Raw genomic sequence first — 14,579 nt, 5'->3', positions numbered from 1 at the left:
GGAAGCGCGTCACCGACATGCTGCAGGTCATGCCGAAAAAGGTCCTGATCGTCGAGGATAACGAGCTGAACATGAAGCTCTTCAACGATCTGCTTGAGGCTCATGGCTATGAGACCTTGCAGACGAAGGATGGCTTCAAGGCGCTCGAACTCGCCCGTGAGCATACGCCCGACCTGATTCTCATGGATATCCAGTTGCCGGAAGTCTCCGGCCTCGAAGTCACCAAATGGCTCAAGGATGACGAATCGCTGTCGGCAATTCCCGTGGTCGCTGTCACGGCGTTCGCGATGAAAGGGGACGAAGAGCGTATTCGGGAGGGCGGCTGCGAAGCCTACCTCTCCAAGCCGATCACCGTCACAACCTTCATCGAGACCGTCCGCCAGTTCCTGGATTAGGGGGCTGGCCTGTGAGTGCGCGTATTCTCGTAGTTGATGATCAGGCCGCCAATGTGCGCCTTCTCGAAGCGCGCCTTCAGGCTGAGTATTTCGATGTCTGCACGGCGAGCGACGGATTCGAGGCCATCGAGGTTGCCCGCAACCAGCAGCCGGACCTGATTCTTCTGGATGTGATGATGCCGCGCATGGACGGGTATGAGACCTGTGCCAAGCTGAAGGCAGATCCGTCCACACGCCACATTCCCGTCGTCATGGTCACCGCGCTGGACCAGCGCGAGGATCGTATCCGCGGCCTGGAATCCGGTGCCGATGATTTCCTGACCAAGCCCATCGATGATGTCGCCCTTTTCGCCCGGGTGCGCAGCCTGCTGCGTCTGAAAACCCTGCTGGATGAATTGCGCTATCGCGAGTCCAACGCGGCCTTCGCTGAGTTGCACGCCGACATCAATGAAGAGCAGGCCGAGGGCTATCAGGCGGTCATCGTCTCCGCAGACCCGCGGGCCGCAAAACGTTACGCAACGGCGCTGCCGAACAGCGTGACGCCGAGCTGTTATACGGATCCGGCCAAAGCCGTTGCGGCTGCGCGTGCCGGGACCGATCTGCTGATCGTGGATTTGACGGCGGCCGATTATGACGGTTTGCGTCTGTGTGCCCGGGTCCGGTCGGATGCCGAGACCCGCCAATTGCCGATTCTCGCTGTCGTGAGCCCGGATGATGTGGCCAAGGCCGTGCGCGCCCTCGATCTGGGTGTGAATGACATCATCCATCGTCCGGTCGATGCTGGCGAACTGAATGCCCGCGCGCGGACACAGTTGCGCCGCAAGCGTTACGCCGACCGCCTGAGGGCCTCTCTGGATCAAAGCCTGGAAATGGCCGTCACGGACCCACTGACGGGCCTTCACAATCGCCGTTACATCTCATCGCGCCTGCGCCAGGCCTTGGCCGGGGCGAATAATGGTGGCGCGCCGGTTTCGGTGCTGATCGCGGATATCGATCACTTCAAGTCGATCAATGACCTTTACGGCCATGAAGCGGGAGACCATGTGCTGCAGGGCTTTGCCAAGCGCATGCATGCCGCACTGCGGGCCCTGGATCTGGCCGCCCGCTATGGCGGCGAGGAATTCCTGGTGGTGATGCCGGGAGCCGGCATGGCGGAAGCCCAGATCGCGGCCGAACGCCTGCGGGCCGAGGTCGCGGATACGCCTTTCCTGCTGGAAGACGGCACGGATATCGCGGTGACGGTCAGTATCGGCCTGGCTCAGGCCCAGGTCGGCGAGACCTTTGAAAGCCTGCTCCGCCGTGCCGACGTGGCGCTTTACGCCGCCAAGCATGATGGCCGGAATCAAGTTCAGGCCGCGGAAGCATCCGCGGCCTGACTGAAAGGCTTATTGCCTGAAATCGTTCAGTGAGGTGCGATAAATCGCACCCTCAACCTACTTGATCTTGGCTTCCTTGAAATCGACGTGCTTGCGTGCGATCGGGTCGTACTTTTTCAGCACGAGCTTCTCGGTCATCGTACGCGCATTTTTCTTGGTCACGTAGAAGTAACCCGTATCAGCCGTGGAGTTCAGGCGGATCTTGATAGTTGTCGGCTTCGCCATGGCTCTGGTCCATAAAACTTGGTACGCGTCACGGCCCAATGCCGTCGCGGGAGCGCGCGAACATACGCATGCAGGGGGGTAAGTCAACACCTGTCAGCGGTCAGTCGGCCTGCCGGGTCAGGCTCCGCAGTCCCACAATCAGGACATAGCTGCCGGAGATGGCGGCCAGGGTCACCAACAGCCCCCAGGGGCCCATCACATCCATGGCGCCACCGGCCATGGGCGGGCCGGCAAAACTGCCCAACCCATAGGCGAAAATGAAGCTGGCATTGGCCGCAGCAATGGCACCGCCGGAGAAACGCTCGCCCAGCAGGGACAGACCGACCGAATACATGCCGCTGGCCATGCCGGCCTGCAGGAAGACCAGGATCAGCAGTCCGGCGAGGTGGCCGCCGCTCAGTCCGATGGCCAGAGGCGACAGCGTCGTGAAAGCGGCAATCCAGAACAGGGTGGCGCGCCGGTCCGTCTTGTCGGCAATCCAGCCAAGCGGGATCTGGAAGGACAATCCGCCCAGTGCGACCGCCACCATCATGGCGCCGATCAAGGCATGCTCCAGCCCGATCCGCTCGCCATAGACGGGCAGAAGAGAGAAGGCGAGGGTCTCCAGCGCCCCGAAGGCCAGGCCCGCGAGAATCGCCGCCGGCGCCGTGCCGGCCGCTTTCAGCATGGCCCGGACTGAGGACCCTTCCTCATCGGGCGGGACCGCTTGGGGGCCTTGTAGCAGGGTCACCGGAGTGATGCCGGCTACAAAGATCAGCGCGCCCAGCCAGAACGCCGTGTCGGCCATGGGGTCGAGCACGGCAAACAACAATCCGCCCACACCGAATCCGCCAGCCAGCGCTGTACCGTATATGCCCAGCATCAGGGCGCGGCGGTGAGGGGAGACGACCTGGTTGATCCAGCTCTCCGAAATCACGAAGACCAGCGTCATCAGACAGCCCACGGCAAAGCGCAGGATGAACCAGGCGTCGACGCTGACGAAGACGGGAAAAAGCAGGAAAAGAGCACCGGCCAGTACCAGGCCCAGACAGAGCAGGAAACGCGGGCTGGCCAGCGTCATGATCCGGGGCACGATCGGCGCCATCAGCAAGGTCGAAATGGCCGCCGCCGCACCGTTGAGCCCGACGACAAGCCCTGACCCGGTCATGTATTCTAGGCGCAGTGAGATCAGCGGCATGGACAGGCCGAATACGATTCCGCACACGGCGGCACAGCAGATCGCCGCAATCAGGGCGCGGGTCTGGCCATAGCGGATATCGGTCAGCAGGGCGAGCATGGCAGGAGCTATAGCGCTGCCTGCGTCTCCCGTCTCGCTCAGGCGGCAGGCGGGGGCGTATCGTCAGGCTTGTCGCGGGCTTCGGCCTGGCGCTTCATCTGCCGCAGGGATAGCCATTTCATGGCAAACCCGAAGGCCAGACCACCCAGCCCGTAGATCGGTACATGCAGGACCAGGGTCGGCCAGAAGGCCTGGCCCTGGAACACACTGAACGCCGTCATGACGACGATCATGATCATCCCCCAGGGCAGGCCCAGGGCGAGGGCGGGGTGCGACCGGATCATGCGGGCCAGAGGGGAGGCAGTGTCGGCCAATTCAGAGCGCCTCCAGCACCATTTTTCCGTGGCGCGCCCGCATGCAGCGCGGGTTTTCCGGCGCGGGCGGCAGGACACGGCCCAGCTCGTCCAGCACGAAATGCGTCACGAAGGGCAGGTCCAGGTCCCGTGTCTGGGCCAACGGCACCCATTGCACGTCTTCCAGCTCGGGGCTGGGCGAGGGCGGACGGTCATCGAACAGGACGCCGGCATCGGCCGTGAAGAACCAGGTGTCGAACCGGCGTGTCCGGCCCGGTGGGGTGATGGCCCGCGTGATCAGTTTCAGCCCACCCAGATCCGGCGCGGCCTTGTGCTGACGGAAGGGCGACCAGTTGGCGTGGCGCGAGCGAACCTCTCCGTCCCGGGCAATCAGCAATCCGGTTTCTTCCGCCGTTTCGCGAACGGCGGCGGCCGCGGCGGCCCGGGCGCGATGGGCGGGCAGGGTACGGGACATGATGTCCATCACGCGCGGATCCAGATCGCGGGCATAGGGCGCTGTCAGGTCCGCCCGGTCCACACGCCCGCCAGGGAAGACGTATTTGTTCGGCATGAAGACATGCTTCGACGAGCGACGGCCCATCAGGACTTCCACTGTATCGGCGACAGGGCGGGTCAGGATCAGCGAGGCGGCCAGTTTCGGCCGCATCGGCTTGATATCAGGGCGCGGGGTCTCGTCACTCATCGGCGTCGGCCCTTCTTGCCCTTCCAGGGTTTGCCGGAGCGACGACCGCCGGGCGGTCCGCCATGGCGGAAACGGGATTTCGGCTTGGGTCCCTTTTCGCCGGGCGTGAGAATGTCCAGCAGCAGGCCGCCGGTTACCGGTTGGGCTTCCTCAATGCGGACCGTCACGGACATGCCGAGTCGGAAACGCGTTCCGGTTTCCAGCCCGACCAAAGCGTGTTCGGCCTCGACATGCTCGAAGCGTTCCTGGCCCAGCGTGCTGATCGGGACCAGCCCGTCCGCACCGGTCTCGTGCAGGCGGACAAACAGGCCGAAGCGGGTGACCCCTGTGATGCGGCCCGCGAATTCGGAGCCGATCTTGTCGGACAGGTAGAGCGCGATGAACCGGTCCACGGCATCCCGCTCGGCGGCCATGGCCCGGCGTTCAGCATGGGTGATCTCCTCGGCGATCACGTCGAGCTTGGAGCGCTCTTCGTCCGACTGGCCGTCGGAGCCCAGTTTCAGGGCCCGGATCAGGGAGCGGTGGACGGTCAGGTCCGCATAGCGGCGGATCGGCGAGGTAAAGTGCGCATACCGGTCCAGATTGAGGCCGAAATGGCCCTGATTGTCCGTGTCATAGACGGCCTGGGACTGACTGCGCAGGACGACCTCGTTGATCGTCTCATAGTGTTCGGAAGCCTTGGCCTGTTTCAGGAGCTGGTTGAAGCGGCCGGTCTGGACCCGTTCGCCCCGCGTCCATTTCAGGCCCACCGTCGGCAGGAAGGCGGCGAGGCCCTCGATCTTCTCCTTCGACGGCTGTTCGTGGACGCGATAGATGAGCGGTGTCTTGTGCTTTTCCAGCGTTTCCGCCGCACAGACGTTCGCCTGTATCATGAATTCTTCGATCAGCTTGTGGGCATCGAAGCGTTCGCGAACCTCAACCCCGGCCACCTTGCCATCCGGTCCGACGCGGACCCGGCGTTCCGGTGCGTCAATCTCCAGCGGCTCGCGGCGGGCGCGCGCTTCACGGGCGGCAAAATAAGCCCCCCAGAGCGGTTTGAGAACCTCGTCCAGAAGCGCATTGGCCGGTCCGCCATCGCCGCCATCAATCGCGGCCTGGGCCTGCGTATAGGAGAGCTTGGCGGCAGACTTCATCCAGCCGCGCAGGAAGCGGTGACCGGTCTTATTGCCCTGCTTGTCAAACACCATCCGCACGGCCATGCAGGGGCGTTCCTCATGCTCGCGCAGGGAGCACAGATCATTGGACAGGCGCTCCGGCAGCATCGGAACCACCCGGTCGGGCAGGTAAACGGAATTGCCCCGCTTGAAGGCGCCCCGGTCCAGCGCACTGCCCGGCGTCACATAGGCGGCGACATCGGCAATGGCGACGATGACCTGCCAGCCGCCTTCATTCTTGGGATCGTCGTCGGGCGCGGCCCAGACGGCATCGTCATGGTCCTTGGCATCATCCGGATCGATGGTGATGAGGGGCAAGTCCCGCAGGTCTTCGCGATCCTTCATCTTCGCCGGTTTGACCGTGTCGGCTTCGCGCTGTTCGGTCTCGGAGAAGCCCTGCGGCACGCCGTGCGAATACAGGGCGATGATGCTGCCGGCACCGGGGCCGGTCGCATCACCGATGACTTCGACGATCTCGGCGGTCTTCAGACCGTGGCGGCGTTCCCGGGCGATCTGGCAGAGAACCAGATCGCCATCCTCGGCCTTGTCGGCTTCGCCCTTGGCCGGAATGAGTTCATGGCGCGAGCGCCGGTCCACCGGCTGCAGGCGCATCGGGCCGGATGACGGTTTGCGCAGGACGCAAAGAATCTTGTGCGCGCTTTGGCCCAGACGCTTGATGAGGCGGGCCTCATAGCCGCCCTCATCATCCGGTGAGAGACGGACCAGCGCCCGGTCTCCGATGCCCAGGGCGGTCTGTCCCTTGCCGCCAGCACCTTCGCCCGGGGCCAGACGGATACGCGGTGCGGCCCGGTCGGCGCGGACCGGCGTGGCCAGCAATTCGCCATCCGTGTCCCGGTCGGTGATTTCCACCACCGTCACGGCGGGCAGGGCGCCGGCCAGCGTGTAGGTCTTGTCGCTGTTGCGCGTGATCTGGCCGTCGGCTTCCAGGTCCGCCAGGGCATCCTTGAGCGCCCATTTGGCCTCGGTGCCCTTCAGCTTGAGAGCACGCGCAATCTCGCGCTTGCCGAACTGGCCTTCGCCCAGCTTGATCGCCTCGACGACCGCCTCGCGCAGGGAGCCGGCGTCAGATGTCGGTTCGCCGGCCATCCTGGCTACTCCGTCTCCGCCTTCTTGCTCGCGGCGGGCTTCTTGGCCGTGGTCTTCTTGGCGGTGGTTTTCTTCGTCGTGGTCTTCTTTTTCGCCGGAGCCTTTTTCTTGGCCGGGGCTTTTTTCTTGCCGCCCTTGGCGGCCTTGGCCTCGACCCATTCCATGGCCTGTTCCAGCGTCACGCTGTCCGGCTCAGTCCCCTTGGGCAGGGTGGCATTGATCTTCTCGTACTTCACATAAGGTCCATAGCGGCCCGACATGATCCGTACCGGCTTGCCGTCATGCTCGCCGAGCTCTTTGAGCGCTGTCGCCGTTGCGCCGCGGCGGCCACCATTGGCGCGCTTGTCGGCGATCACCGACACGGCCCGGTTCAGCCCGATCTCGAAGACTTCCTCGACCGTGGGCAGGTTCGCATAGGTCTTCTCGTGGTGAACATAGGGGCCGTACCGGCCGATATTGGCCGTGATCGGCTGGCCGTCATCGGGGTGTTCCCCCACCAGGCGCGGCAGGTCGATCAACTGGATCGCCTGGGCCTCGGTCAGCGCCTTGGCATCCCAGCCCTTAGGTATGGAGGAGCGCTTCGGCTTGTCCTCGCCCTCGACTTCCATCTCCAGATAGATGCCGAACCGGCCATCCTTGAGCACGATCGGCTTGCCGGTTTCCGGGTGGATGGCAACCTGGCCGTCACCCTCGATCTTGGGCTCGGCATCCTGTTCGCCCATCTGGCGGGTGAATTTGCAGTCCGGATAGTTCGAACAGCCCAGGAAGGCGCCGAATTTGCCCAGACGCAGGGAGAGGGTGCCTTCGCCACAGGACGGGCAGAGGCGCGGATCGGTCCCGTCTTCTTTTTCCGGGAAGATGTGGGGCGCCAGCGCCTCGTTCAGCGCGTCCAGTACCTCGCCGATCCGCAGATCGCCGATCTCGTCCACGGCACCGCGGAATTCGGTCCAGAAGTCCCGCAGCAATTGTTTCCAGTCCAGCTCGCCGGCCGACACCTTGTCGAGCTGGGTCTCCAGACCGGCGGTGAAATCATATTCCACGTAGCGGGCGAAGAAATTCTCCAGGAAAGCCGTCACCACGCGCCCCTTGTCGAGCGGGTGGAAGCGGTTCTTCTCCATCTGGACATAGTCGCGGTCGCGCAGGACCTGCAGGGTGGAGGCGTAGGTCGACGGGCGGCCAATGCCCAGTTCTTCCATCCGCTTGACCAGAGAGGCTTCCGTGAAGCGCGGCGGCGGCTGGGTGAAGTGCTGGTCCGCATAGGTCTTGCCCGCTTCGGCCGACACGCCCTGTGTCACCTTGGGCAGACGGGTTTCGCCCTCATCCTCTTCATCATCCCGACCTTCCTGGTACAGCGCCAGGAAGCCGTCGAACTGGAGCACGGACCCGGTCGCGCGCAGACCGGTCTTCTGGTCGGCGGAGGCAATCTCGATCGTGGTGCGCTCGAAGCGGGCGCTTTCCATCTGGCTGGCCACGGCACGGCGCCAGATCAGCTGGTAGAGGCGCGCCATGTCCTCGTCTAGGTTCAGCGTCTGCGGCAGGCGCGAGAAGGAGGTCGGGCGGATCGCCTCGTGGGCCTCCTGCGCATTCTTCGCCTTGGTGGAGTACATGCGCGGGCTGGACGGTACGTAAAGCGAGCCGTGTTCCTTGCCGATCACATCCCGGGCCTGGCTGATCGCTTCCGGCACCATGGAGACGCCATCGGTCCGCATATAGGTGATCAGACCGGTCGTTTCGCCGCCGATATTGACGCCTTCATACAGCTTCTGGGCAGTCTGCATGGTGCGGGTCGCCGAGAAACCCAGCTTGCGGGCGGCTTCCTGCTGCAGGGTCGAGGTGGTGAAAGGCGGCGGCGGATTGCGCTTGGCCGGTTTGGCCTCCACGGAGGCAATCGACAGATCGGCCGACTTGATCGCCTCGACGGCGGCATTGGCGCTGGCGCGGTCCTGGATGGAGAGCTTCTGCAGCTTCTTGCCGTTCAGCGTGACCAGTTTGGCGCGGAAGGGATCGGACCCGGCCGTGATGTCGGCATCGACCGTCCAGTATTCCTCGGCCCGGAATTTTTCGATTTCCAGTTCGCGGTCGCAGATCAGGCGCAGGGCGACGGACTGGACGCGTCCGGCCGATCGCGAACCCGGCAGCTTGCGCCACAGGACCGGCGAGAGGGTGAAGCCGACGAGATAGTCCAGCGCCCGGCGGGCCAGATAGGCATTCACCAATTCCATGTCGACGGCACGCGGGTGCCGCATGGCTTCCTGCACGGCCTGTTTGGTGATGGCGTTGAAGGCGACCCGCTCGATCACGACATCCTTGAGGACGCGGCGCTTGGCGAGCGCTTCGAGCAAGTGCCAGGAAATGGCTTCGCCTTCGCGATCCGGGTCAGTGGCGAGGATGAGCCGGTCGCTCTCCTTGACCGCATCGGCTATCGCTTTCACCCGCTTGGTCGAGGCGCTGTCGACCTCCCAGGCCATGGCGAAATCCTCGTCCGGCTTCACCGAACCATCCTTGGGGGGCAGGTCACGGACATGCCCGAAACTCGCCAGAACCGTGTAGTCCGACCCGAGATATTTGTTGATGGTCTTGGCTTTGGCCGGGGATTCTACGACGACGACATTCATCGGCAATTGCGTCCAGACATGGTTTGTGGGCCGCCCGTGGCAGCCAGGGCGCGCGAAAGTGTTCGAGGGGCAAGGTTGTGTCAACCGACCACAAGTTTCCAGCCCGCCGCGCAGGACAAGCGTGGAAATCGGTCGGTATCAGCGTCCGGGAGCGACGGCGAAACAGGCTTCGCGGCGGGCTTCGAGGTCTTCGCAGGCTTGCCGGGCTTCGTCTTCCGTGAGGGATTCAAAGCGGGCCCGCCACAGGCGGCTGCCATTGATATCGACCGAACGGGCGGCCGGCTGGGCCTCGTTCAGGGTCAGGGAATAGGCCGTGACCCGGTCCAGCTGGTCCCGCGCCTGATCGGCCGAGTTGTAGGCGCCCACCTGAACGGACCAGGCGCCGCGTAGCAGGGAAGGCGCACGGGTCGGCGGTTCCGTGTCGGAAATGCGCGGCTGTGCCATCTCGTCTTCATCGGCCAGGACAATCCGGACCGGCGGGGCCGGCTGGCTGGAGCCCATTTCGGTCGGTTCGGCCAGGTGCAGGGCCGCGACATCCATCGCGATCAGTTCCTGCTGGCGCATCGGGCTGACCCGCGGTGAGGCGAGGGCGGCAAACAGGCGGGTGTCCTCGCGCTGTTCCAGCGTTCCGAAGGCGGCTTCCAGCAATTCCTCGGCATGGGCATCGCGGGCGGCAGCGCTGGGACCGCCCATCACGACGGCGACGATCCGGTGGTCGCCGCGCTCGGCGGACACGACCACATTGAAGCCGGAGGCGCGGATATAGCCCGTCTTGAGACCGTCGACCCCGTCGACACGACCGACCAGCGAGTTGTGGTTGCGATAGGTGCGGCCGTTATAGGTGAAGCGGTCCTCGTTGAAATAGTGGAAGTATTGCGGGAAGTCGCGATGCAGGGCGATGGCCAGCCGGGCCATGTCACGGGCCGTGGTGGTCTGGCGCCGGTCCGGCAGGCCGGAGGCGTTGCGGAAGACGGTCTGGGTCAGGCCCAGCTCGCCGGCGCGCTCCGTCATCAGCGTGGCGAAGCGGCTCTCACCACCGCCCAGGCGTTCGCCGACGGCCACGGCCACATCATTGGCACTCTTGATGACCAGGGCCCGGATCGCGGTCTCCACCGTGATCGTGTCGCCGGCATCGAGTCCCAGGCGGGACGGGACGGCATTGGACGCGTTTTCTGAGACCCGGATCTGGTCCTGCAGGCCGATCTCACCGGTCTCGATGGCTTCGAACAACATGTAGAGTGTCATCATCTTGGTCAGCGAGGCCGGATATCGGCTCGCATCGGAGCGACGCGAATGCATCACCACGCCCGTGCTCTGATCCACGACAAAGGCGGCATAGCGCGAGGTGTCGGCCTGTGCGGCACCCACCGGCAGCGACAGCGCTGCCAGGACAAGACAGAGGAAGGAAACGAGGCGTGTGAAACCAAGCATGCCGGGAGTGTGCGGTGCGGCATGTTTCCAGCCGGTTAAGCACGTCTCATAGGGCATGAGCGAAAAATTGTGCGCCGCACAAAAACCGCTTGACGCACCCCGGGGCGCTGGGTATTTATTGTGCGACTGCGAAGAGCGGTCGCAACAAAAGTTAGATCGATGAGCGACGTCAAAACGACCCCGACCGAGACGGACGCGCCCGCGGCGAAAGCCGCTCCGGCTGCACCGAAAACGGTCAAGGCGACGGTCAAGAAAAAGCCGGTGGCGAAGTCAAAGGCCACCGCGAAGAAGAAAGTGGGCAAGCCGGCGGAGCCCAAGTTGAAGACCGCCAAACCCCAACAGGCTGCCAAGCCCGCAAAGGCTTCAGCCCCCACTGAAACGAGCTTTGCCATGAACCAGACCATTGAGAGCATGACCGCCGCGAGCAATGAAGCGCTCAAGGACGGGTTTGAGAAGACGCTGAAATCGGTCACCGAAGCCAGCAACTTCCAGAAAGAAAACGTGGATGCCCTGATCGCCTCGGCCACCGTCGCCGGCAAGGGTATCGAGACCGCCAACGCGAACGCCGTCGCCTATGCGAAATCGCTGATGGAAGAAGGCGTCACCGCGACCAAGGCTTTTGCCTCGGCCAAGTCGGTCCAGGAACTGTTTGAAATCCAGTCCGAGTTCACCAAGTCGACTGTCGACAGCTACCTTGCCGAGCTGAACAAGACGACCGACCTGTTCTCCGGCCTGATGAAAGATTCGCTGAAGCCGCTCAATGCGCGCGTTGCCGCTGCCATGGAGATGGCGCAAGCCAACCACTAGGGCTTCAGCACCCGATTTTTCCTCCCCGACTGGGCCCGGTGATTCGTCACCGGGCCCTTTTTTTGCCAGCGACGTGGCCCGCGACGGGACAGCCGCAAGGGACCGACTGGGCCCGGCGACTAGCACCGGGCCCTTTGATTTTGGGTCTGTTGGTTTTGGGGCGGTGGGTCGCCCAGGCGTCTTGGCGGGACACGTCCGGCGGCTAGATCGCGCCGTGCCGTCCGCCATGTGCGCCCGCTCCAGTCTTCTGGATGCTGACGGCGCTGTCCTCCCCGACCGGGCCCGAAGGTGATCCGGTGGATCCCTCACAATTTGTGGGGGCCCCTTCATATGTCTTTCCACACGAAACGGGAAGAAAGAATTTGCCCGGCATGTTATATTTTTGTCCGGGACCCGTGCACAGCCGGGGTCTTTCCATTGTCCAGACGGGCCCCCATCTGTCTGAGTGAGGCCGAGAGTAATATTCGAGCACGTTTAAAATATGACCGAGAAAAACCAAGAAGATAGCGGAATTGAAGAAGGCACGGGCCTCGCAACGAAGACGCGTCCAGCGACCAAGAAACCTTCGCTTTACCGTGTTCTCCTACTCAATGATGACTACACGCCAATGGAGTTTGTGGTCGAAATTCTCGTCCGCATATTTCGAAAAACGCCCGAAGATGCCGCGAGAATCATGCTCCATGTTCATCAGAACGGCGTCGGCATGTGTGGCGTGTACACATACGAGGTTGCCGAGACAAAGGTAGCCCAGGTCATGGACGCAGCACGGCGGGCCCAGCACCCGCTCCAGTGCACAATGGAAAAGGAGTAGAGTGGTGCCATCTTTCTCTTCAGATCTGGAAGACAGCCTGCACCGCGCTCTGGGTTACGCCAATGAGCGTGGGCATGAATTCGCGACCCTGGAGCACCTTCTGCTTGCCCTTGTGGACGATCAGGATGCCAGCGCCGTGATGAAGGCCTGCGAGGTCGACCTCGACGAGCTGCGGGCCACGCTGACCGAATATGTCGACAATGAATTGTCCGAACTCGTCGTCGATGATGACGAGGACGCCAAGCCGACGGCCGGTTTCCAGCGCGTGATCCAGCGCGCCGTGATCCACGTCCAGAATGCCGGCCGCGAAGAGGTCACGGGGGCGAATGTCCTGGTGGCCCTGTTCGCTGAGCGCGAAAGCCATGCGGCCTACTTCCTCGCCGAACGCGACATGACCCGTTATGACGCGGTGAACTTCATTTCGCACGGGATCGGCCGCAAGCCGGGCTCGTCGGAAGAACGCGCCGTTCGCGGTGCCGAGGAAACCGAAGAGCCGGCCAAGGATGGCGACGCGCTCTCTGCTTATTGCGTCAATCTCAACGAGAAGGCCAAGAAGGGCGGCGTCGATCCCCTGATCGGCCGTGATTCCGAGGTCGAGCGCTGCATCCAGGTTCTGGTCCGCCGTCGCAAGAACAATCCGCTCCTGGTCGGTGACCCGGGCGTTGGCAAGACCGCGATCGCCGAAGGCATTGCCCGCAAGATCGTCGAGAACGAGGTTCCCGACGTGCTCGCCGGTGCCACGATCTACTCGCTCGACATGGGGTCGCTGTTGGCCGGTACGCGCTATCGCGGCGATTTCGAGGAGCGGATCAAACAGGTCGTCAAGGAACTCGAGGAGAAGGACAATGCCGTCCTCTTCATCGACGAGATCCATACCGTGATCGGTGCCGGCGCCACGTCCGGCGGCGCCATGGACGCGTCCAACCTGCTGAAGCCGGCGCTTCAGAATGGTGGTCTGCGCTGCATGGGCTCGACGACCTACAAGGAATACCGCCAGCACTTCGAGAAGGACCGGGCCCTGGCACGGCGCTTCCAGAAGATCGATGTCGCGGAACCGTCCGTGCCGGACGCCATCAAGATCCTGCAGGGTCTGAAATCCTATTTCGAGGATTTCCACGATGTCCGTTTCACCAATGAATCGCTGAAGACGGCCGTGGAATTGTCGGCGCGTTACATGGGCGACCGCAAACTGCCGGACAAGGCGATCGACGTGATCGACGAAGCCGGTGCCCAAATGCGGCTCCAGCCCGTTTCCAAGCGCAAGAAGACGATTGGCGTGAAAGAAGTCGAAGCCGTGGTCGCCACCATGGCCCGCATCCCGCCGAAGACCGTCTCCAAGGACGACGAGACCTCGCTGAAGAATCTGGAAACGGATCTGAAGCATGTCGTGTTCGGCCAGGACGAGGCGATCTCCCAGCTGTCGACGGCGATCAAGCTGTCGCGGGCCGGGCTGCGCGAGCCGAACAAGCCGATCGGTTGTTACCTCTTCTCCGGCCCCACGGGCGTCGGCAAGACCGAGGTGACCCGTCAGTTGTCCGAGATCATGGGTGTGCAATTGCACCGGTTCGACATGTCCGAATACATGGAGCGCCATGCCGTTTCGCGGCTGATCGGTGCGCCTCCGGGCTATGTCGGTTTCGACCAGGGCGGTCTGCTGACCGATGCCGTCGATCAGCATCCGCACTCCGTGCTCCTGCTGGACGAGATCGAGAAAGCGCACCCGGACTTGTTCAACATCCTCCTGCAGGTGATGGACAATGGCACGCTGACCGACTCGAACGGCAAGAAGGTCGATTTCCGCAATGTCATCCTGGTGATGACGACGAATGCGGGGGCCGCCGACGCCCAGAAGGAAGCCATCGGCTTTGGTCGCGGCAAGAAGACGGATGAGGCGGATGCCGCCGTGGAACGCCTGTTCACGCCGGAATTCCGCAACCGTCTGGACGCGATCATTCCCTTCGCACCGCTCTCCTCGGATGTCATCGGTCGTGTGGTCGAGAAATTCGTCCTGCAGCTGGAAGCCCAGCTGATCGATCGCGGCGTGACCTTCGAACTGACCCCGGATGCGACGGCCTGGCTGTCCGAGCGCGGCTATGACAAGCGCTTCGGCGCCCGTCCGCTCTCGCGCGTGATCCAGGAACACATCAAGAAGCCGCTGGCGGACCAGATCCTGTTCGGCGAGCTGAAGAAGGGTGGGCTTGTGAAGGTCGATGTCGATCCGGCCGACAGCGAGCGGCTCGACTTCCACATCACGCCTGGCGACCGGCTCCTGCCGCGCAACGCCAAGAAAAAGGACAAGAAGGAAGAGGTCTGATCCTCACCATCCTCCTGAAACCGGAACGGCGCCCCGCGGGGCGCCGTTCTTGTTTGTGAGACCGGTCCTCCG

The 14,579-nt window shown here is 63.4% G+C and carries 12 protein-coding genes; 5 read left to right on the top strand and 7 right to left on the bottom strand.

The window, feature by feature from the left end; genetic code table 11:
• The first annotated feature begins 17 nt into the window (after positions 1-17).
• On the top strand, positions 18-395 hold the full coding sequence (locus FCS99_RS02550; RefSeq protein WP_407658261.1) for a response regulator: 378 nt from the start codon (positions 18-20) through the stop codon (positions 393-395).
• Positions 396-406: 11 nt separating this feature from the next.
• Complete coding sequence (locus FCS99_RS02545; RefSeq protein WP_138510211.1) at positions 407-1,771, top strand: PleD family two-component system response regulator; 1,365 nt, start codon at positions 407-409, stop codon at positions 1,769-1,771.
• Between the two features lie 57 nt (positions 1,772-1,828).
• On the opposite strand, the gene rpmG is transcribed toward FCS99_RS02545, so the two are convergent.
• From rpmG to FCS99_RS02510, 7 genes are all read right to left on the bottom strand, one after another.
• Positions 1,829-1,996 (bottom strand): 50S ribosomal protein L33, encoded by a 168-nt coding sequence (rpmG, locus tag FCS99_RS02540; RefSeq protein WP_138510209.1) that lies wholly within the window; start codon positions 1,994-1,996, stop codon positions 1,829-1,831.
• Positions 1,997-2,096: 100 nt separating this feature from the next.
• On the bottom strand, positions 2,097-3,272 hold the full coding sequence (locus FCS99_RS02535; protein ID WP_138510206.1) for an MFS transporter: 1,176 nt from the start codon (positions 3,270-3,272) through the stop codon (positions 2,097-2,099).
• A 38-nt stretch (positions 3,273-3,310) separates the two neighbouring features.
• Positions 3,311-3,586 (bottom strand): hypothetical protein, encoded by a 276-nt coding sequence (locus tag FCS99_RS02530; protein WP_138510204.1) that lies wholly within the window; start codon positions 3,584-3,586, stop codon positions 3,311-3,313.
• Between the two features lies 1 nt (position 3,587).
• Positions 3,588-4,268 carry an NUDIX hydrolase gene (locus tag FCS99_RS02525; protein WP_138510202.1) on the bottom strand — a complete coding sequence of 227 codons (681 nt, stop codon included), beginning with the start codon at positions 4,266-4,268 and terminating at the stop codon, positions 3,588-3,590.
• Positions 4,265-6,529, bottom strand: coding sequence for a ribonuclease R (rnr, locus tag FCS99_RS02520; protein ID WP_138510200.1), 2,265 nt, complete (start codon positions 6,527-6,529; stop codon positions 4,265-4,267). Before rnr ends, FCS99_RS02525 begins: the two co-directional genes overlap by 4 nt.
• Before the next feature lie 5 nt (positions 6,530-6,534).
• The gene (gene topA / locus FCS99_RS02515) at positions 6,535-9,144 is read right to left on the bottom strand and encodes a type I DNA topoisomerase (protein WP_138510198.1); all 2,610 of its coding nucleotides are present in this window, start codon (positions 9,142-9,144) and stop codon (positions 6,535-6,537) included.
• 138 nt (positions 9,145-9,282) lie between these two features.
• On the bottom strand, positions 9,283-10,575 hold the full coding sequence (locus FCS99_RS02510) for a D-alanyl-D-alanine carboxypeptidase (protein ID WP_138510196.1): 1,293 nt from the start codon (positions 10,573-10,575) through the stop codon (positions 9,283-9,285).
• Positions 10,576-10,734: 159 nt separating this feature from the next.
• Between FCS99_RS02510 and FCS99_RS16200 the strand changes: the two genes are divergently transcribed.
• The 3 genes from FCS99_RS16200 to clpA all read left to right on the top strand — a co-directional run bounded on the left by FCS99_RS16200 (position 10,735) and on the right by clpA (position 14,507).
• Positions 10,735-11,382, top strand: coding sequence for a phasin family protein (locus FCS99_RS16200; protein WP_233352628.1), 648 nt, complete (start codon positions 10,735-10,737; stop codon positions 11,380-11,382).
• Positions 11,383-11,863: 481 nt separating this feature from the next.
• A complete protein-coding gene (gene clpS / locus FCS99_RS02500; protein ID WP_138510194.1) occupies positions 11,864-12,193 on the top strand; it encodes an ATP-dependent Clp protease adapter ClpS in 330 nt (109 codons plus the stop codon).
• Positions 12,194-12,197: 4 nt separating this feature from the next.
• The gene (clpA, locus tag FCS99_RS02495) at positions 12,198-14,507 is read left to right on the top strand and encodes an ATP-dependent Clp protease ATP-binding subunit ClpA (RefSeq protein ID WP_138510192.1); all 2,310 of its coding nucleotides are present in this window, start codon (positions 12,198-12,200) and stop codon (positions 14,505-14,507) included.
• Positions 14,508-14,579: the final 72 nt, after the last annotated feature.

The organism is Maricaulis alexandrii (genome assembly GCF_005871165.1).
Taxonomy (GTDB): Bacteria; Pseudomonadota; Alphaproteobacteria; order Caulobacterales; family Maricaulaceae; genus Maricaulis; species Maricaulis alexandrii.
This window is presented reverse-complemented; position numbering and strand designations above follow the sequence as displayed.